This is a genomic window from Streptomyces sp. NPDC044033 (assembly GCF_056434425.1).
Genome location: NZ_JBWKFF010000037.1, coordinates 1 through 17,290, shown reverse-complemented (window position 1 = coordinate 17,290; position 17,290 = coordinate 1). Strand labels below are relative to the sequence as shown.

Annotated in this window: 14 protein-coding genes and 2 pseudogenes; 4 read left to right on the top strand and 12 right to left on the bottom strand. The window is 70.0% G+C overall.

Annotation, left to right across the window (positions count from 1 at the left end):
- Nucleotides 1–151: 151 nt before the first annotated feature.
- Nucleotides 152–847 carry an alpha/beta hydrolase gene (locus AC07AB_RS37975; protein WP_478576708.1) on the bottom strand — a complete coding sequence of 232 codons (696 nt, stop codon included), beginning with the start codon at nt 845–847 and terminating at the stop codon, nt 152–154.
- Nucleotides 848–978: 131 nt separating this feature from the next.
- On the opposite strand from AC07AB_RS37975, the gene AC07AB_RS37970 reads away from it, so the two are divergent.
- The gene (locus tag AC07AB_RS37970) at nt 979–1,467 is read left to right on the top strand and encodes a MarR family winged helix-turn-helix transcriptional regulator (protein WP_478576706.1); all 489 of its coding nucleotides are present in this window, start codon (nt 979–981) and stop codon (nt 1,465–1,467) included.
- A gap of 75 nt (nt 1,468–1,542) precedes the next feature.
- Here AC07AB_RS37970 and AC07AB_RS37965 read toward each other — a convergent pair whose 3' ends face one another.
- The 6 genes from AC07AB_RS37965 to AC07AB_RS37940 all read right to left on the bottom strand — a co-directional run bounded on the left by AC07AB_RS37965 (nt 1,543) and on the right by AC07AB_RS37940 (nt 7,770).
- Complete coding sequence (locus AC07AB_RS37965; protein ID WP_478576704.1) at nt 1,543–2,250, bottom strand: DUF4386 domain-containing protein; 708 nt, start codon at nt 2,248–2,250, stop codon at nt 1,543–1,545.
- A 65-nt stretch (nt 2,251–2,315) separates the two neighbouring features.
- Nucleotides 2,316–2,924, bottom strand: coding sequence for a DUF4386 domain-containing protein (locus AC07AB_RS37960; protein WP_478576703.1), 609 nt, complete (start codon nt 2,922–2,924; stop codon nt 2,316–2,318).
- 551 nt (nt 2,925–3,475) lie between these two features.
- Nucleotides 3,476–4,501 carry an RICIN domain-containing protein gene (locus AC07AB_RS37955; RefSeq protein ID WP_478576701.1) on the bottom strand — a complete coding sequence of 342 codons (1,026 nt, stop codon included), beginning with the start codon at nt 4,499–4,501 and terminating at the stop codon, nt 3,476–3,478.
- 309 nt (nt 4,502–4,810) lie between these two features.
- Entirely contained in the window at nt 4,811–5,512 is a 702-nt protein-coding gene (locus AC07AB_RS37950) for a class I SAM-dependent methyltransferase (RefSeq protein WP_478576699.1), read from the bottom strand.
- 263 nt (nt 5,513–5,775) lie between these two features.
- Nucleotides 5,776–6,483: a DUF4232 domain-containing protein gene (locus AC07AB_RS37945; protein ID WP_478576697.1), complete on the bottom strand. Its 708-nt coding sequence runs from the start codon at nt 6,481–6,483 to the stop codon at nt 5,776–5,778.
- Nucleotides 6,484–6,792: 309 nt separating this feature from the next.
- Nucleotides 6,793–7,770, bottom strand: coding sequence for a GlxA family transcriptional regulator (locus AC07AB_RS37940; protein ID WP_478576695.1), 978 nt, complete (start codon nt 7,768–7,770; stop codon nt 6,793–6,795).
- A gap of 70 nt (nt 7,771–7,840) precedes the next feature.
- On the opposite strand from AC07AB_RS37940, the gene AC07AB_RS37935 reads away from it, so the two are divergent.
- Nucleotides 7,841–8,527 carry an HD domain-containing protein gene (locus tag AC07AB_RS37935; protein WP_478576693.1) on the top strand — a complete coding sequence of 229 codons (687 nt, stop codon included), beginning with the start codon at nt 7,841–7,843 and terminating at the stop codon, nt 8,525–8,527.
- A gap of 238 nt (nt 8,528–8,765) precedes the next feature.
- Entirely contained in the window at nt 8,766–9,188 is a 423-nt protein-coding gene (locus AC07AB_RS37930) for a Rid family hydrolase (RefSeq protein ID WP_478576691.1), read from the top strand.
- A gap of 305 nt (nt 9,189–9,493) precedes the next feature.
- Here AC07AB_RS37930 and AC07AB_RS37925 read toward each other — a convergent pair whose 3' ends face one another.
- The 3 genes and pseudogenes from AC07AB_RS37925 to AC07AB_RS37915 form a co-directional block, all read right to left on the bottom strand.
- The gene (locus AC07AB_RS37925) at nt 9,494–11,581 is read right to left on the bottom strand and encodes an iron ABC transporter permease (RefSeq protein ID WP_478576689.1); all 2,088 of its coding nucleotides are present in this window, start codon (nt 11,579–11,581) and stop codon (nt 9,494–9,496) included.
- Between the two features lie 22 nt (nt 11,582–11,603).
- Nucleotides 11,604–12,584, bottom strand: a complete 981-nt coding sequence (locus AC07AB_RS37920) for an iron-siderophore ABC transporter substrate-binding protein (RefSeq protein ID WP_478576688.1) — start codon at nt 12,582–12,584, stop codon at nt 11,604–11,606.
- Nucleotides 12,585–12,844: 260 nt separating this feature from the next.
- Nucleotides 12,845–13,678 (bottom strand): annotated as a pseudogene (locus tag AC07AB_RS37915) (ABC transporter ATP-binding protein); the annotation flags it as partial.
- Nucleotides 13,679–13,909: 231 nt separating this feature from the next.
- Between AC07AB_RS37915 and AC07AB_RS37910 the strand changes: the two are divergent.
- Nucleotides 13,910–15,064, top strand: a complete 1,155-nt coding sequence (locus tag AC07AB_RS37910; RefSeq protein WP_478576686.1) for an FUSC family protein — start codon at nt 13,910–13,912, stop codon at nt 15,062–15,064.
- Nucleotides 15,065–15,533: 469 nt separating this feature from the next.
- Here AC07AB_RS37910 and AC07AB_RS37905 read toward each other — a convergent pair whose 3' ends face one another.
- Together AC07AB_RS37905 and AC07AB_RS37900 are read right to left on the bottom strand one after the other, a co-directional pair.
- Nucleotides 15,534–16,517, bottom strand: a complete 984-nt coding sequence (locus tag AC07AB_RS37905; RefSeq protein ID WP_478576685.1) for an SDR family NAD(P)-dependent oxidoreductase — start codon at nt 16,515–16,517, stop codon at nt 15,534–15,536.
- 117 nt (nt 16,518–16,634) lie between these two features.
- Nucleotides 16,635–16,862, bottom strand: a pseudogene (locus AC07AB_RS37900) (SDR family oxidoreductase); the annotation flags it as partial.
- Between the last annotated feature and the right edge of the window lie 428 nt (nt 16,863–17,290).

The window sequence follows — 17,290 nt, the reverse complement described above, 5'->3', positions numbered from 1 at the left end:
GCGGCTCGAAGGCCCTGCTTCAGCAGGCATATGACGCATCATCAGGCGAAAGAGTTGAATGACCAGGCAAGAGCGTGGCCGGGCCGAAGTTGCCGAACATCTCGTGAAACTACGGACGTTCGGCGGCTGCGGCGGTCGGGCGCCGTCGACGTCAGCCCTGCGTCGAGGCGATATCGCCGAGGAGAGCGGCCAGTTCGGCGGGTGCCGACAGGAAGGGGGAGTGGCCCGTGGCGATGCGCTCGATGCGCTCGGTGCGCGCGGCCATCTTCTCCTGCATCGGGGGCCGGAGCGCCTGGTCCTGTTCGCAGATGATGTACGTGGAGGGCACGGTCCGCCATGCCGCTTTGGTGACCGGCTCATGGAACGACCGCACGCTCTGCTCGACGAGTTGGCCGATGGCGCGCTCGGCCTGGTCCTCGGGCAGGTCCTGGTACAGCGAGGCGCGGGGGTCCTCGAAGCCGGGGGCGGAGCCTTCGAGGTCTTCGATCTGCGGGGCGCCGTGCATGCCGCGGGTGTACTCGCCCTCCTCGGGCACGTAGGCCGTGAGGTAGACGAGACGGGCGACGTTCGGGTGGTCGGCCGCCGCCTGGGTGGTCGGAACGCCGCCGTAGGAGTGGGCCACGACGACCACGGGGCCGGGTGTCTGCCGCAGTTGCGCGGAGATCTCTTCGGCGTCGGCGTACATGCCCGCGCTGGGCGTGCCCTGCGGGCCGGCGCTGGGCAGGGCCACCGTGCGGGACTGCCATCCGCCGGCGGTGAGGGCGTCCTGAAGCGCTGCCCAGCAGACAGGCCGGTGCCAGGCGCCATGAACGAGAAGGAAGGTCGGGCGGGGCTCGGCAGTGGGCATGGGGGTGCTCCTTACGTTGTGACAGGCATACTGTTAACTTGACAGTAAGCCTGTCATCCCGTGCCGGTCAAATCCCAGGTCCGGACGTCGGACATGACAAACTGAGGCGAGCACGAGAGGTGGAACCAGCGATGCCCCGAACGCCGCCGCGCGTCGAGACGGTCAGCGATGCCCATGAGGCGCGGCTCGAATACGCCCTGTGGCAGGTGAACCGGACCCTGCTGAAGGCCCTCGATGACGAGCTCAAGCCGCTCGGGCTCACCATGGGGCAGTTCGGCGCGCTCAACCGGTTCGCGACGCGCGGCCCGATGTCCGCCGCCGACCTGGCCCGCGACGCCGGGATGCGCCCGCAGACGGTGGCGCAGAGTGTGACCGTGCTGCTGAAGGCGGGCCACGTGCACCGCCGCCGCCATCCGGTGCACAAGCGCATCCTGCTCATCGAGTTGACCGACCAGGGGCGCCGCGTCTGGGAGGACGCCGAGCGCCGGGTCGACGCGGTCGAGCGGCGCATCCACGACGCGCTCGGCGAACGGTGCCATCAGACCATGTGCCGCGACGCCTGGAAGATCGTGGATGCGTTCGGCGGCCTGCCCGACGAAGCCGCCTCCGGGCCGCTCTAGCCTTGGGGGCCGTCCGGCTCGCACTCGATCTGCCGGGACGGCCGCCGACGCTCGCGCATCACGGAAGATCGAGGTTCAGGCCGGGGTTTCCTTTGGCGTGACCTTCTTGCCTTTGGCCAAGAGCCATACCATCAGGACGAATTCACCGATGAAGGCGAACCTGGCCACTTCGGCCGCATAGTCGTCGGACAGCAGGGCGCCAAAACTGTCCGCCAGGTAACCCAGCCCTGCGATCACGAGCAGCACCCCCAAGATTTTGGGTACATACCCTGACTTGTGGACCAGGTATCCAAGCGTCAGCAGGTGGAAGGCGAAGAGAATGAGACCGGCGTCCCAGAGGTCGTGAAAGGTGTCGACCTTCATCAGCGCTTCGACATGCATTTGGTCGGCGCTTGATGCCCCTGGGCGAACGTCATCCTCTGTGAGGGCGGGGACTCCGACCAACTGGCCCACGGCGGCCATCAGCACCGCCGCGTACGCGAGCCTGAACCACGCCGCAAGCGTGGAGACCCCCTTGTGCACCGGCGCGAAGAAGGTCAGCAGAGCCCAGGCCACTACGACATCGAGAACGGCCACCAACGCCAGAGCGGCGACACCGGAACGGAACATCATCTCGGACGCCCGTATGTCGCGTGCCGTCTTTTCGGCATCGCCTTCAGTGACGAAATTCTCCACGACGGCGAAATTCGCGAAGGCGGCGAGTGCGGCCATCACCAGAATCCCGAACCCCGCGGCCAGTGCCGCTCTGCGCATATCCCGGATCGCCGGCTCCAAGGTCTCCATGTGCTTCCCTTCCGGATGAACGCCACGGCTGGAGAAGTCCTCTGGCCGCTCTCTGCCGGCGGATGTCACCTGCGAGGCCGGTCGGAGGCCATCCCCGGGTGCCCGCCCTCCGAGCGGGCACCCGGTTCGGGGGAGCGGAAACCCCTGACGATCAACAACAGCGGGAACACTATTTCGAACAGGCCCCCCGGCACCAGGAACACGATTCCGGAACCGGAATCGAGATCGACCGCACCCAGCGCACTGGCCAACACCCCCGCCAGCAGTGCGGCATAGCCGACTGCCCCCAGCAGCGACAACCACCGGGCGACCAGCCCGGAGCGCAACAGCAGGTAGGACAGGACGATTCCACCAGCACCTGACAGGGCGTAGACGAGCAGCTCATAGTCCTCGAACCGGTTCCGGCTCGCCAGGAAATAGACCCCCACGGCGACGAGCGCCGCCCCCTCCGCGGCCCGAAGAACAAGATAGGCCGCCGAAGTCCTCTCCCCATAAGGACGCAGAACTGGGAACAACGCGACGCCGATCGCAGCGACAGCCAGTGCTGTATACCACTCCAGCGAGACCCCGCCCACCAGCGTTCCGCTACGTGCTGTCTCATCCGAGAAGTAGGCATGCACGAGGGAACTGCCTATGGAAAAAGTGATCGTTGACGAGATGAAGAGCAGCCCCACGAGAATGGCAGTTCCTCTATGCGGCATGTGCCTTCCCCTCTTCTGCCTCTGCGTGGCGCACGCCGGAGCCGCACTCAAGTGAGTCCGTGACCGTCGCAGGCGATATGCGGTCCGCGGTGTGGGCCGCGGCCCTGCGTCCCCCCCGCGTGACACCGCGGGTGAGCCCCAGGGCCCCGGTACGCGCAGCCGAGCAATGGGCTTCGGGTCCGGTCGCCGGCCAGAAGACGGCGTCCCGGGCAAGGGATGCGGGCATCATCGGGCTCCCCTCCGATGCCGTCGCGGAACGGCCCGAGGGCCGAGTCCTTGAGAGTTTCCTCCCGGCGGCGCTCACCCGCCAGAGACCGAACAGATCTCTTCGGCGCAGCGGCAAGGAACCCGAAGATCTCCTCTTGGGGGCACTCGCGAAAAGGGTTCCGTGTGGTGTGGCGATCACTCGCCACACCACACGGAACCCGGAACCGCTAGCTCCGTACGTGTGCCGCCGGAGGGCATTCAGGCGTCGTGCGCGGCACGGGCCTCCGCGAATGCTTCCGGAGTGACGTCGGCGACCGTCAGCGCCCGTGGCCGTCCAAGACGCTGACAGCAGGGTTGAGCGTGTTCCATTCCAAGATCTTGGTGCCGTCCATCCGTTCCACGGTGTAGCGGTCGCCCCGGAACCAGAGACACTCGGCGACCCTGACGCCGTCGGCCTGGTATTCCCGTTCGACCTTCTCCGTCTTGCTGCTCTCGTGCACCTCGCCGGTATAGGTGGTCACCTTCAACTCGCGGCTGTAAGTCGAGCTCAGAGATGCGGCGAAGCCCTTGTAGGCGAACGACGCCTCGGCGGTCACCGAGATGCTGGTCGTCTCCTCCACCGTCTTGGAGGTGCTCGTCGTGAGGCCGACCGTGACCGACTTGGTCTTTGTGACCTTGCTGGTGCCGGCGTGATCGTAGAAGTACACCTTCTCCCAGTAGCCGTACCGCTTGAGGATGTAGTACGGGCTGTTGTCGATCTGCCACTGGGGCGAGGAGTCCCCGATCGTGAAGAAGGGCACGGCCAGGTGGCCGATCAGCACATCCGGTGTGGTGTCCCGCGGGGGCTCCGAGAAGCCCGTGAGCCGGATGACGTCACCGATGTCGTTGGGGTCCCTGTCAATCGGCCTGAGGCTGGTGATCTGCGGATACTCGTCTTCCACCTCCAGCGCCCAGTACTGCCGCTCCCGGGTCTCCGGCCCGCCGGGGGTGTACTGCTGGAGGTTGGTCGACGGCGAGGTGCCCCAGCTCTGAGGGGTCAGTTCCAGGCCGCTCTTCTTGTTGACGACGGTGTAGTAGCCGCTTGTCGCGGGCCTGAGCATCCACGTCTGGGCGGAGGCGACCTCGGGGGACTGGATGTCGTACTGCTGTACCCCCATGGACGGAGCCGTGCTGTTCTTGTGGATGTTCATGCACAGGCCGGTCCGCTTGCTGACGAGCATGACGTTGTCGTTGTCCAGTGGCATCACGTGCCAGACCTGTTTGGCGCGGTTCCCATCGCCCACGCCCGTCAGCGTGTAGATCTGAAGCTGGGTCTCGCCCGAACTCCAACTCTTGGGGGTCACGACCAGACCGTTGCTCGCTTTGTTGCGGATGCGATACGTCCTACCCGGCGTAAACGCCACGACGTTCTCCTCCTGCCGGCCCGCACGGTCTGGCTGCGGGCAACCGAGTAGTCACAGGCTGCGCCCGTGACGCCGAACTCGGCTACGGCCAGGGTCATTTGATGGCCAGTCACGTCGGCTATCGCACGCTACCGCCAAACATCGCCAGCGGTCAGGTGGTCACGTAGGGCGATGTCGGCGCGCAGGTCGAGTCCACCGACAGAGCCGCGGTGCGGCCGTTGTGCGACCGGACTGCCGCCCTCGGCATGCCTACAGGTCAGCGATGCGCCATACGCCGATCGACTTGTCGGTGAAGTCGTGTTCGACGCTCGACCCGCCCTCTTGGGCCACAAAGACCTCCGAGCAGTTCTCGTTGATCAGGTGGCTCGGTGCGGGAAGGGAGAACGGCGCGAGGCAGAGGTTGAGCGAGCGCCAGCCGCCGGTCTCGATGTCGGCGGCGTTGTCGGTCCGGGCCGTGAAGGTGGTCGCCGCGAAGTACGTGGAACCGCTGCGCTTGACGTTCTCCAGCGCGCTGTGCACGGCGGCATCGCTGAAGTGCACCAGGCAGTCCCGGGAGAAGACCATGTCGACCCTTGGAAGCGGACTCCGGGTGATATCGAGGACGCGGAACTCATGGCCCGCCCGTGCGAAATCCATTTCGTTCCGCTCGATGACTTCGGGGACGAGGTCGGCTCCGATGTAGGCGTCGACCCCGAGGCCCAGCCGGGACATCCAGTAGAAATCCCCGCACGGGATGTCGAGAAGAGTACGGACGCCGAGCCGCGCGATCAGCTCGGGAAGCTCGGAGCGGAGCGTGGCGGTCTGCGTCAGGTCCGAGCCGTTGCCCGAACGCGATGCATTCCCGCCACCGCCGCGCCTGTCCGCGCGGCCTTCGCCACCGCCTCCGCCCTCGCCGCCGGGGAAGAGATTCCACGTGTCGCTGTCGTACAACTCGGTGAAGACATCTTTCATCGTCCGTTCCGATGGCGATGGCGATGGCGATGGCGATGGCGATGGCGATGGCGATGGCGATGGCGATGGCGATGGCGATGGTGATCCGGGGGAGTAGCGCACGCCGGGGGAGGAGAATCCGCGATTCATGTGACTCATGTCGACCCTTCAATGGAGGTTTATGAACTGAACCGCCGCTCGGAAGGTTTCTACAACAGAATGAATCGATACCCGGACAGGCTCTCGTGGCTCCGTGAGCTTGTCAACGGCGCACTTTTCCGCGGTCAGAAGTCGTACGGCTTCTTGGTGTTCCAGTTCAGGACGTCGGCCTCGTTCCAGCTGAACTGCGGCTTGTCGCCCTTGGTGTCGACGGAGTAGGAGGGGCCGTCGTGGCCGTTGGCGTCGCGCAGCGCGAGGGCGAACGTGTTGGCGGTGTGGTGCTTCGAGCCGTAGTCGAAGAGGTTCACCGCGCTGTAGACCTTGCCGCCGGGCTGGAGCGTGATGTGCTTGCCGCCGCCGCCCCGCTCGTCCTTCTTCGAGTGCGGCAGTGCGGCGCTGTCGACGTCGCCGCCGAGCCTCACGGACGGGTATGAGGTCACCCAGCAGGGCTTGTCGCCCTTGTTCACCGCGGTGACCAGCAGGTGGTCGCCCTGCTGTCCGGCGAACCGGTGCACCGCGGTGACCAGCAGTTCGTCGCCGCGGCACTCCCCGCCGCCGGCTGTCGCGCCCTTGCCCGCGGCCTCGTCCGTACCGCCCGAGGCGTTCGTCGAGCGCGTGCTCTCCTTGCTGCCGCTGCCGCCGCCGGCCTGCTCCGTGCTGCCCTTGCCGTCTGCGGTGGACGCGAGACGGCTCTGCGCGGTACCGGCGTCGTGGCCGCCGCCCGCCGCCTTCGAACCGCCGTCGCCGTCGCCGCCGCCGCAGGCGGTCAGGCCCAGCGCCAGTGCGGCGGTGACGGTGGCCAGGGCTGCGGTACGAATCCGGGAAGTACGCATGATCAGGTTCCCCCTGCGTCTCGTGCGGGCTGCTTCTTCGGTCGCTCCCGCGGTGTGGACACCACTGTTCCCGGGGCCGCTGACGTTCCGGAAACGTCTCGCTCACGTCCCGCTGAGTGCCTGCTCAGCGCGGCGACGGACGCCACGGACGCCACCACGAACGCCATCACGAGCCGCCACGACAGCCGCCGCCTTCGACCGCCGCCTCGCCCGCGCCGGCTACGAGGTGACGGAGATCCGTACGGTCTTCGAAGCCCGGGGCCGCCTGACTCATCGTCAGCCCGTGTCGTCAAGCAGGCGTACGCCGGGTTACAGGCCGAGGCTCGGGGCGTCGGCGTGACTGCCGCGCGGCGTCGAGCGCGCGAAGGTGCGGCGGTAGGCGGTGGGGGTGGTGTCGAGTGCGCGTCGGAAGTGCAGGCGCAGGTTGGCCGCTGTGCCCAGCCCGCAGTCGCGTGCCACCCGGTCGACCGAGTGGTCCGTGGTCTCCAGCAGTTCGCGCGCCTTGCCGAGGCGGGCGTTGAGCAGCCACCGCAACGGGGTGGTGCCCGTCTCCTCGGTGAACCGCCGCATGAAGGTGCGCTGCGAGAGACCGGCGTGCCGGGCGAGCGCGCGCAGCGAGAGCGGCTCGTCGAGCCGGTGCAGGGCCCATCCCCGGGTATCGGAGAGCGACGCCCGGCCGGCCACCGCGACCGGGGCCGGTACGTACTGGGCCTGCCCGCCGTCGCGGTGCGGGGCGGCTACCAGGCCGCGGGCGATCTGGTTGGCCACCACCGCGCCCAGGTCGCGGCGGACGATGTGCAGGCACAGGTCGATGCCGCAGCACACTCCGGCCGAGGTCAGCACGCTCCCCTCGTCGACGTAGAGCACGTCGCGGTCGATCGTGACGGCCGGGAAGTCCCGTTCGAGGTCGTCGATGTGCTTCCAGTGGGTCGTGGCGTGCAGGCCGTCCAGCACACCCGCCGCGGCCAGTACGAACGCCCCCGTGCAGATCGACACCACGCGCCGGCCCCGGTCACGGGCCTCGGCCAGGACGTCGAGCACGGCATCCGGCGGCCGAAGGAGCGGCTCGTATCCCGGCACGATCACGGTGTCGGCGGCGCGCACCTGCTCCACGTCCCCGTCGGCGACCAGGGTGAACCCCGCGGTGGTGGTCACCTTCGCGCCGAGCGCGCACACGGTCATCGCATAGGGCGTCTCCGGCCGGGCGTTGAAGATCTGCGTCGGGATCGCCAGGTCGAGCGGGGTGACCCCGTCCAGCGCCAGGACCGCGACTCGATGGACTGCCATGGCAATATCCTAACGAAGTCAGGGAATTTTGCCTCTCGCCAGGTCAGAGGGGTGCGGCCAGGCTGAAGACATGACCGGACCCACTACTCCCACTACTCCCGAGGCGACTGCCCAACTGGTCGCGCTGCCCGGCACACCGCTTGCCGACGCCGTCGTGAACCTGATTCAGCCGGTGGAATCGCCATCCGTGTTCAACCACAGCATCCGCACCTACCTGTTCGCACGGCTGGTGGCCGCCCGCCTCGATCTGACCGCCGGCGACGACTACGACGACGACCTGCTGTTCGCCGCGTGCGCGATGCACGACCTCGGCGTGGCGTCGGACGGCCCGCACCGGCAGCGGTTCGAGGTTGAAGGCGCCGACCGTGCCGCCGCGTTTCTCATCGACCACGGATCGCCCGCGGCGGACGCCGACCAGGTCTGGCAGGCCATCGCCCTGCACACCTCTCCCGGCATCGCCGAACGCCGCGGCACGCTGTGCGTACTCGTCCGCGAAGGCGTCGCCCTCGACTTCGGCGGCCCGCTGGGCGCCGACCATGTTGAGGCCGTCACCGACGAGCAGGCCGGCGCCGTGCACACCGCGTATCCACGGCTGGACATGATCCGCTCACTCACCGACGCGATCGTCGCCCAGGCCGCGAAAAACCCGAAGAACGCACCCCGGTACGCGATCCCTGGCGAATTCCTGCGCGAACGCGAGACCTTCGGCCGGACCCGGATGGAACACGCCTGCCGTTCGTCCCGCTGGGACAACTGACCCCGCGCCGCGTCGACAAAATCCCGTCGGCAGGAGTCCCGTCGGCAGGAATCTTCGTCGGCAAGGAAATCCGCGTCGACAAGGAATCCACGTCGCAGAGGAACCCGCGTCGAAAAGCCCCCCCAACAAGCCCCCCAACAAGCCCCCCAACGAGTCCCCAACAAGCCCCCCAACGAGTCCCCAACAAGCGACCCCATCGCCGAACAATCCCCGCCAGCAAGGAAAAGGAAGCACCCCAATGACCATCCACACCGTCGAAGTCCCCGAGGACAACGCGGTCTTCGGACAGACCACCAGCGCCTTCGCCGGCTTCGGCTATTCCGCCGCGGTGCGTGCGCACGGCCTCCTGTTCATCGCGGGAACGATCGGCCGCCGCGCCGACGGAACCATCCCGGACACCGTTGAAGAGCAGAGCGAGATCGCCATTCGGAAGATTGAAGAGATCCTCCGGCTGGAGAACCTCGACCTGTCCGCCCTCGTCGACGTCACCAGCTACCACGTCGACATCCGCCAGCACCTGACCGGCTTCGTCGAGGCCAAGCAGCGCCTCGTCAAAGCGCCTTATCCGACCTGGACGATCATCGGGGTCGACGGCCTCGCCAGCCCGGGACTCCTCGTCGAAATCCGCGCGACCGCCGCGTACCCCGACGCATCCCGGTAGACCGGCTGCTCCTGGGCCCGTTTCCGGGCCCAGGAGCCCGGCCCGGCCTCCAGGAACGGGCCCAGGAGCCCGGCCCGGCCTCCAGGAACGGGCCCAGGAGCCCGGCCCGGCCTCCAGGAACGGGGCTGGGGCCGGGGCCGGGGCCGGGGCCGGAGGACCCTGCGGTGTTCGGGGAAGACGACGGCTCAAGCCGTCCGCAACGGGAGCCTCGACGCGTTCGCGGTAGCCCTCGCGCGCATCGCCACCCCACGGTGGCCGGCAACCACCCTTGAACAGCCGGACCTTGAAACAGCCCTGCCTGCCGTCTACCGCCCCGCCGTCCGAGTCCGTACCAGCAGCCAGAGGAAATACGGCGTCCCGATGACCGCCGTGAGCAGCCCCGCCCCGAGCTGGGCCGGTGCGATCACCGTCCGGCCCACCATGTCCGCCGTACCCACCAGCACCGCGCCCAGCAGCGCCGCCACCGGCACCACCCGTACGTGCCGGCGGCCGACCAGGGCGCGCGCGGCGTGCGGGGCGACCAGGCCGACGAAGGCGATGGTGCCGGCGCAGGCGACGGCCGTCGCACTCAGCAGCACGGCCAGCGCCAGAAATCCGAGGCGCGACCGGGACAGCCCCAGGCCCAGCAGTCTCGGGGTGTCCTCGTCGAGGGAGACGAGGTCGAGTTCGGCGCGGCGCACGACCGACACGGCGACCGCCGCCACGAGGACGACGGCGAGCGGCAGCAGATCGGGCAGCGTGCGCCCGTACGTCGAACCGGACAGCCAGGTCATCGCCTTGGTGGCGTTGAAGGGGTCGGTGAGGACGATGAACAGGCTGATCAGGGCGGCGCTCGCGGTGGCGACGCCCATGCCGACCAGGACCAGACGGTTCTGCCGGAAGCCGCCGCGCGCGGACAGCCCGAAGACGAGTGCGGCGGCAAGGGCGGCGCCCGCGAAGGCCGCGCCGGCGAGGCCCGCCGACCCGGCCTGCGGCACGGTCGTCACCAGGATCACCGCGCCCAGCGCGGCGCCGCCGGAGACGCCCATGACGCCCGGTTCGGCGAGCGGGTTGCGCGTCACCGCCTGGACCAGGACGCCCGCCAGGGCGAGGGCCGCGCCCGCGAGGAGCGCGGCGAGCACCCGTGGTATCCGGGTGTCGAGGACGAAGGAGACGGCCCGGCCGGCCCTGCCCTGCGTCCAGTTCACGACGTCGCCGAGCAGCAGTTTGGAGTCGCCGAGCAGTACGGAGCCGATGGCCAGCGCGATCAGCACCGCCACCAGCGCCCCGGTCACGACCAGGAAGACGGTCCGGCTGCGGATGTGCAACCGGTCGGGCGGGGCGGCGGCGCCGGTGTCGCGTCCCCTGGTCGCCAGCACCACCAGGAAGACGGCGCCGACCAGGCTCGTCACCACGCCGGTCGGCACGGCCACCGACGTGTCCGCCGACACCAGCGCCCGTAGCGTGACGTCCGAGCCGAGCACGAGGACCGCCCCGGCCAGGGCGGACAGTGCCACGCTCGTACGTACCCGGGCGAAGCCGCGGTAACGGCGAGCCGCCAGGCGTACGACGGCCGGGGCGCACAGCCCGACGAAGCCGATCGGCCCGGCGAGGGTGACGGCCGTGGCGGAGAGCAGCGCGGACAGTACGACGGTGGTCACGCGAGTGGCCCGTACGGGTACGCCGAGGCCCCGCGCGGCGTCGTCGCCGAGCGCCAGGGCGTCGACCCGGCGGGCGATCAGCAGCAGCCCGGTGAGCGCGGCGACGGCGAGCGGCATCATCCACAGCACGCCGCCGAAGCCGTTCTGCGCGATGCTGCCCTGGTTCCACGCGTACAGCCCCTCCGTCTGCACGGGGAAGAGCAGCAGCAGCCCTCCCGTGACGGAGGCGAGGCCGAGGGTCAGGGCGCTGCCCGCCAGCACCAGCCGTACGGTCCCGGTGCCCAGGCCGGACAGGCCGAGCACGACGGCGGCTGCCGCCAGACCGCCGACGAAGGCGACGCCGGAGGACGCGAAGACCGGCAGCGAGACGCCGGTCGCGGCGACCAGCCCGAGCGAGAAGTAGGAGCCGGCGTTGACGGCGAGGGTGTCGGGCGAGGCGAGCACATTGCGGCTGACGGCCTGGAGGGCGGCGCCTGACATGCCGAGCGCCGCGCCGACGAAGAGTCCGGCGGCCATGCGCGGCAGCCGGGAGGCGACGACGACGGAGGCGTCCGCCGGGTCGGCCTGTCCGGTGAACGCCTTCCAGACCTCCGCCGCGCCGACGGCGGAGGTGCCCTGGGTGATGTCGACGACCGCGAGGACGGCGACCAGCAGGACGAGCGCGGCCGTCACCGCGACCGCGCCGCCCGTCCGGGAGGCCGCGACCGCGGTGGGGGCGGGAGGAGCGGGGGGAGCGGTGGTGGTGACGGCCATGATGTCTACGCGCGTCCCGTCATCACTTCTTCAGCGCGGCGACGACGGAGTCGATGTACGACTCCATCGACCCGGTGCCGCCGAACATCCACACGCCGTCGGGCAGTTGGTGCGTCTTGCCCGCCTTCACGAACGGCAGCGACTTCCATACCGCGTTGTCGGCGAGGGCGCCGGAGAACGGCGAGCTGGACTTGTCGTCGTCGTTGCCGATGTACCCGAACTCCGTGTCCTTGTCGAGCTTGGTCAGCCCTTCGACGTCGGTGGAGCCGAGCCCGTAGGCCGGGTCGCCCTTGACCTTCCAGGGGTTCTTCAGCCCGAGCTTGTCGTTCACAGCGCCGATCAGCGAACCGCTGAGGTACGGGCGGATGGTGACCTGGCTGCCGTTCGCATACCCGTCCGCGAAGGCGAACTTCGTGCCCTTGTGCCCGGACTTCTCCAGCGCCTGCCTGCCCTCCGCGAGCTTCGTCTCGAAGCCCTTCTTGAGCTTGCCGGCCTGCTCTGTGGTGCCGGTGGCCTGGGCGATCAGGTCCATGTTCTTGGTCATCCGCCCGATCGGGTCGGCCCCGTCGGCGGACTTCAGATCCAGGACGGGGGCGATCTTCCGCAGCTGTGCGAGGGCGGCCTTGGGCAGGCCGTCGGTGGCGACGATGAGGTCGGGCGCGAGGGCGGCGACGGTGTCCATGCTCGGCTCGCCGCGCGTGCCGATGTCCTTCGGCTCGTTCTTCAGCGGAGCGGCCTTGTCCCAGGTCTTGTACCCCTTGACGTCGGCGACGCCGACCGGCTGGACGCCCAGGGAGGCCAGGTGCTCGACGACGTTCCACTCGGTCCCGACGACCTTCTTGGCGGGCCCGTTCAGCTCCACCTTCGCGCCGGACGCGCTGGTGAGGGTGATGTGCCCGTCGGACTTCTCGGACTGGTCCGCGGCGGGTTCGGTCGTACCGCACGCGCTCAGGGCGAGCGCGGCGGCGGTTGCCGCGGCTGCGGTGAGGAGGAGTCGTCTCATGAGGTGGCACTGAGCCTTTCACTGTGCGCGTCGCGCGCGTTCCGCTTGCTGTCTTGCGTGGTGTCGTCGGCTTGCGTGGTGTCGGCGTCCGATGCCGTGCCGCGGGCTTGCGTGATGTCGGCGTCCGGCGTCGTGCCGCGGCTTTGCGTGGTGTTGGCGTCCGATGTCGTGCCGCGGGCTTGTGTGGTGTCGGTTTCCGATGCCGTGCCGTGGGCTTGCGCCCGGCCGCTGTCCCGCGCCGTACCGCCGTCCGGCGTCCGGCGTGTGTGGTACCGGCCGATCGCGCGGGTCCGCAGCCGCCCGGTCAGCGGATCGGCCGAGACCTCGATCCGGATGCCGTACGTGTCCGTCAGCCGCTCCGGGGTGAGTACGTCCTCGGGCCCCCCGTCCGCGATCACGCGCCCCTCCCCGAGCAGCACGATCCGGTCGGCGACGGCCGCCGCCTGGTCCAGGTCGTGCAGCACCACGCCGACGGCGATCCCGTGCGCCTCCGCCAAGTCCCGTATCAGGTCCAGCAGTTCCACTTGGTACCGCAGGTCGAGGTAGGTCGTCGGCTCGTCCAGCAGCAGCACGCCGGTCTCCTGCGCGAGGCAGCCCGCGAGCCATACCCGCTGCAACTGGCCGCCGGAAAGGTGCTCGGCACCCCGCTCGGCCAGGTCGGCCACGCCGGTCATGGCGAGCGCCCGGTCCACCGCCGCCCGCCCGCCGGGGTCGGACCGGCCCCAGCGCCCCCGGTGCGGATACCGCCCGAACTCCACGACGTCCCGCACGGTCAGCCCACTGGGCGTGGGCCGCCCTTGGGGCAGCAGTGCCACGCGCCGCGAGAACTCGCGGGGTGTCAGCGCGAAGCAGTCCGTTCCCTCATCGAGCGTCAGCGCCGCGCTCCGCGCCCGCTGTAGCCGCGCCGCGGTCCGCAGCAGCGTCGACTTCCCGCTGCCGTTGGGCCCGACCAGTACGGTCACTTGCCCGGGCGACAGCTCAAGGGACGCCTCGTGCACGACGTCGACACCGTCGTACGCCACGGTGACGCCCGTGGCGGAGAGGGCGTGGCCGCGGGCATGCGCGGCCTGGGGGAGTTCTTCACCGACCTTCACGGAGCAAAGGTTAGCCTAACCTAACCTTGGCTGAAAATAGCCCCACGGAGAGGCTCTTGTCGGGTCGCTCGGCCCTGGTTCGGGGGCTGTTTTGCGGTTCGCCCAAAACAACACAAACCGCACAAGTGATGTGTATGGTCACCGCAAGCGGTCGCCCGGGCGGGCATGGCGCGGAGCCGGCCGGGCACTCGCCTCGACCTGACCCCCCGCCCCGACCCAGGAGGCCAGCACATGCCACACAGGCTGGGGAGCGCGCTCGCGGTCGAGGTCCGCGGCATGGCGCGTGCCGCCCGACGGGCCGCGACGTCCCCGGGCCCGGAGCGCGATACGGCCGTCCAGGCGCTCAAGGCGGCGGTGGCCGCGCTGGCGGCGTGGGCGCTCGCGGGCTGGTGGTGGAGCGCGCCGATGGCGCTGCTCGCGCCGTGGACCGCCGTGGTCCTCGTGCAGAGCACCGTCTACCGCTCACTCCGGTCCGCGGCGCAGCAGTTCGTGGTCGTCGCGACGGGCACCCTGATCGCCGCCGCGGCGGCCACGCTCACCCATGACGTGATGGCCGCGATGGCGATCGCGCTGCCGATAACGGTGCTCATCGGCACGTACTCCCGGTTCGGGGGGCAGGGGTGGTACGCGCCGACGGCCGCGCTGTTCGTCCTGACGTACGGCTCGTACGGACCCTGGGAAATCCTGCACCGGCTCCTGGAGACGCTGCTCGGGGCGGTCGTCGGCGTCCTGGTCAACGCGCTCGTGCTGCCGCCGGTGCACACGGGCGGCGTGCGGCAGCTGCGCGCCCGCGTGCCGACGGACTGTGCGGAACTGCTGCGCGAGGCGGCGGACGGGATCGAGGCCGGGTACGGCTCGGCGGAGGCCGAGGACTGGTACGCGCGGGCGCTGCGGCTCGGCACGACGGTGGCCGAACTCGAATCGGCCCGCCGCCATTCCGAGGAGAGCCGCCGCCTCAACCCCGGCCGCAGGCTGCGCCGTTCGGCGCCGCGCCCGCCGGCCGGCGGCGGCGACTTCCGGTGGGAGCGGGTGGCGGGCCACCTCTCGGCGATGATGCGCTCGCTGGCCGAAACCGTTCGGGAGCGCCCCCGGTTCGCCGCCCCTCCCGAGACGGCGCTGGGCGCGCTGGCCGCGCTGCTGCGGGCGGCGGGGGAGGTGTGCGCGGTGGACGCGGACCGGTTCGGCGCGGCGGAAGCGGACGAGGAACGGGCGGTACGCGCGTGGGAGGAGGCCCGCGAGGCGGGCCGCCGCCTCGCGTCCCACCACACCGATCCGCGCGGCGGTCCGGTCACCGCGTCGCTGGGCGAACTGACGGCGGCGGCGACGCGGCTGTTGGACGACTTGGAGGCGGTGGCGGTGCCGCCTGACGTGACCGGTCGGTCTTGAGTTTTCGACGGTGCGACGGGGTGCGACGGTGTGACGGCGCGGCAGCCCGGCAGACTGACAGACAGGCTCTGACAAGGGCGCCTACGCCCTGGCCCGCGACAGAACGACGGAACGCGACGGAACACGACCGGGGTAGGGCCGTTCGCGCCCAACTCCGCGACTCCGCGGCGAGCCCCGTTACGTCCAGTTCGCACCCGGCCGGGCGGCGCGCGTACGGCGAGAACCGCGCCGACACCGTCCGGGCACCGTGCCCTTCGGCACGATGTGTCGGCCGTCGGCCGCGAGCCCGCGCACGTCATCCGCCACCACCCCCTGAAGCGAGGGCACGTCTGAAGCGAGGGCACGTCCGGGGCCGCTCCGGCGAGACGAGCGGCGGGAGCGCGCCGCCGAGCGGGCCGCGTCGGCGTACCGGGGCCCGAGCACGTTCACCGCCGGCGCGCACAGCCGCAGGTCCGTGGGCCCGGCGGTGTCACCCGGTCCGTTGGTTGTAGGCGTGGGCCGCCTTGTCGTTCATGGCGCTGCCCCAGGACCGCAGCCGCCTGGCGACGAGACCTTCGGGAGGCGCGATGGTCTTGCCCTCGCGGAGCGGTTCCCGGGTGCCGGTGCCCTTGGGCAGCAGTTTCGCCGCGAGGCCGCTGAGGCGGATCGTCGTGGCGGGGGCGATGCCGTGGGCGAGGCTCGCGGCGCGCGCCGCGGGGGTCAGTACGATCCGGGCCCGCCTCCGGGTCACGCCGTCCACGATGCGTTCGGCCGCCCGCTGGGCGTTCATCGAGATCAGCGGGGCCCCGGCCAGCGCCGAGAACCACGCGAACTCCTTCGACCGGTCACCGCCGAACTGGGCGTGCAGATGCGATCCGGTGCGCATCAGCCCGGGGTGGACCGCCGTCACGCTCACTCCGTCGGCGGCCAATTCGGTGAGCAGCCCCTCCGCGAGAACGCCCGTCGCCGCCTTCGCGCACGCGTATGGCAGCAGATGCGGCACACCGAGTAGGCCGCCCACCGAGGAGATGAGCGCGAGCCGCCCGCCGTACGGGCTCTGCCGAAGGTAGGGCAGGGCCTCCAGCGCGGTGTGCAGAGCCCCGGTGAACATGGTGTCCATGGCGGCCCGGAACTCCTCGGCGCCGATCGAGTCCAGCGGCGCGACCTGGATGATCCCGGCGTTGGCGACGACGATGTCGGGCCCGCCCGCCGTCTCGTGCGTCCCGCGCATCAGGGCCTGTACGGACTCCTGGTCGCGTACGTCGCAGACGACACTGCGCACGGCCGCCCGGGGGTGGCGGTGGAGCAGCATCGCCTCGGCTTTTCGGAGCTCGTCGCCGTCGCGGGCCGCCAGGGTGACGGCGCAGCCGCGAGCGACCAGCCGGTCGGCGATCAGCAGGCCGAGCCCGCGCGACCCGCCGGTCACGCAGGCCGAGTGGCTCGACAGGTCTGGGGGAGAGGCGGAGGTACGCATGGCCGGGATCGGTCCTCTCGTGGTGGTGGGTGGCGGCATCAGCGACAGGCGGCAGGGGCCAGGCATCTGGGCGTCGGCATCAAGGCGTAAGCATCAAGGCATCAAGGCATCAAGGCGTCAGGGCAGCGGCGTGCCGCCCGTCGCGTTCATGACCTCGGCGGTGATGAAACCGGCGCGCGCGGAGGCGAGGAAGACGTAAGCGGGAGCCATCTCCGCCGACTGCGCGGGCCTGCCCAGCGGGGCCCGCTTTCCGACCTCGACGGTGCCCGGCGGCGTCGCGGGGATCAAGGGGGTCCATACGGGGCCCGGGGCCACCGCGTTCACGCGGATCCCGTCGTCCACCAGGAACGGGGACCGACCTCCGCCCGCGTCCTCGACGGGCCGAGGCTGGGTGGTGGTCGGATCCTGCGGGGCGCGCGCATCGCTCATGGTTCCCCTTCTCCCTCTGCTCCCTCTGCGGTCTCGGATACGTACTCTTCGGTCTCGGATACGTACGGTTGCGACGGCCGCCGGGCCGGCGGACACCCCTCATCGGCCGCAATCGCACGCGAGGCCGTGTCGTCCTCCACACTCCGCTGGTTCGCCCCTCTTCACCACCTAAGCGACTACATAGCGTGACTGTCAGGGATTTGCCGGGAATGCTCCTTCTTCTTACGTCCTGTCGCCGAGTGCCCTAGTTGTTCTGTCCAGGGAGGTTGGTGACAGTGATCACGGCTGGGTGATCTTGAATGAGTGAGGGCCTTCCGGGTTCGGTGTGGATTGCGACATCTACA

What these genes read in the sequence shown, in the direction of transcription:
- AC07AB_RS37975 (WP_478576708.1), bottom strand. Translation starts at nt 847, where the DNA reads ATGCCCACTGCCGAGCCCCGCCCGACCTTCCTTCTCGTTCATGGCGCC.
- AC07AB_RS37970 (WP_478576706.1), top strand. Translation starts at nt 979, where the DNA reads ATGCCCCGAACGCCGCCGCGCGTCGAGACGGTCAGCGATGCCCATGAG.
- AC07AB_RS37965 (WP_478576704.1), bottom strand. Translation starts at nt 2,250, where the DNA reads ATGGAGACCTTGGAGCCGGCGATCCGGGATATGCGCAGAGCGGCACTG.
- AC07AB_RS37950 (WP_478576699.1), bottom strand. Translation starts at nt 5,512, where the DNA reads ATGAAAGATGTCTTCACCGAGTTGTACGACAGCGACACGTGGAATCTC.
- AC07AB_RS37945 (WP_478576697.1), bottom strand. Translation starts at nt 6,483, where the DNA reads ATGCGTACTTCCCGGATTCGTACCGCAGCCCTGGCCACCGTCACCGCC.
- AC07AB_RS37940 (WP_478576695.1), bottom strand. Translation starts at nt 7,770, where the DNA reads ATGGCAGTCCATCGAGTCGCGGTCCTGGCGCTGGACGGGGTCACCCCG.
- AC07AB_RS37935 (WP_478576693.1), top strand. Translation starts at nt 7,841, where the DNA reads ATGACCGGACCCACTACTCCCACTACTCCCGAGGCGACTGCCCAACTG.
- AC07AB_RS37930 (WP_478576691.1), top strand. Translation starts at nt 8,766, where the DNA reads ATGACCATCCACACCGTCGAAGTCCCCGAGGACAACGCGGTCTTCGGA.
- AC07AB_RS37925 (WP_478576689.1), bottom strand. Translation starts at nt 11,581, where the DNA reads ATGGCCGTCACCACCACCGCTCCCCCCGCTCCTCCCGCCCCCACCGCG.
- AC07AB_RS37920 (WP_478576688.1), bottom strand. Translation starts at nt 12,584, where the DNA reads ATGAGACGACTCCTCCTCACCGCAGCCGCGGCAACCGCCGCCGCGCTC.
- AC07AB_RS37910 (WP_478576686.1), top strand. Translation starts at nt 13,910, where the DNA reads ATGCCACACAGGCTGGGGAGCGCGCTCGCGGTCGAGGTCCGCGGCATG.
- AC07AB_RS37905 (WP_478576685.1), bottom strand. Translation starts at nt 16,517, where the DNA reads ATGCGTACCTCCGCCTCTCCCCCAGACCTGTCGAGCCACTCGGCCTGC.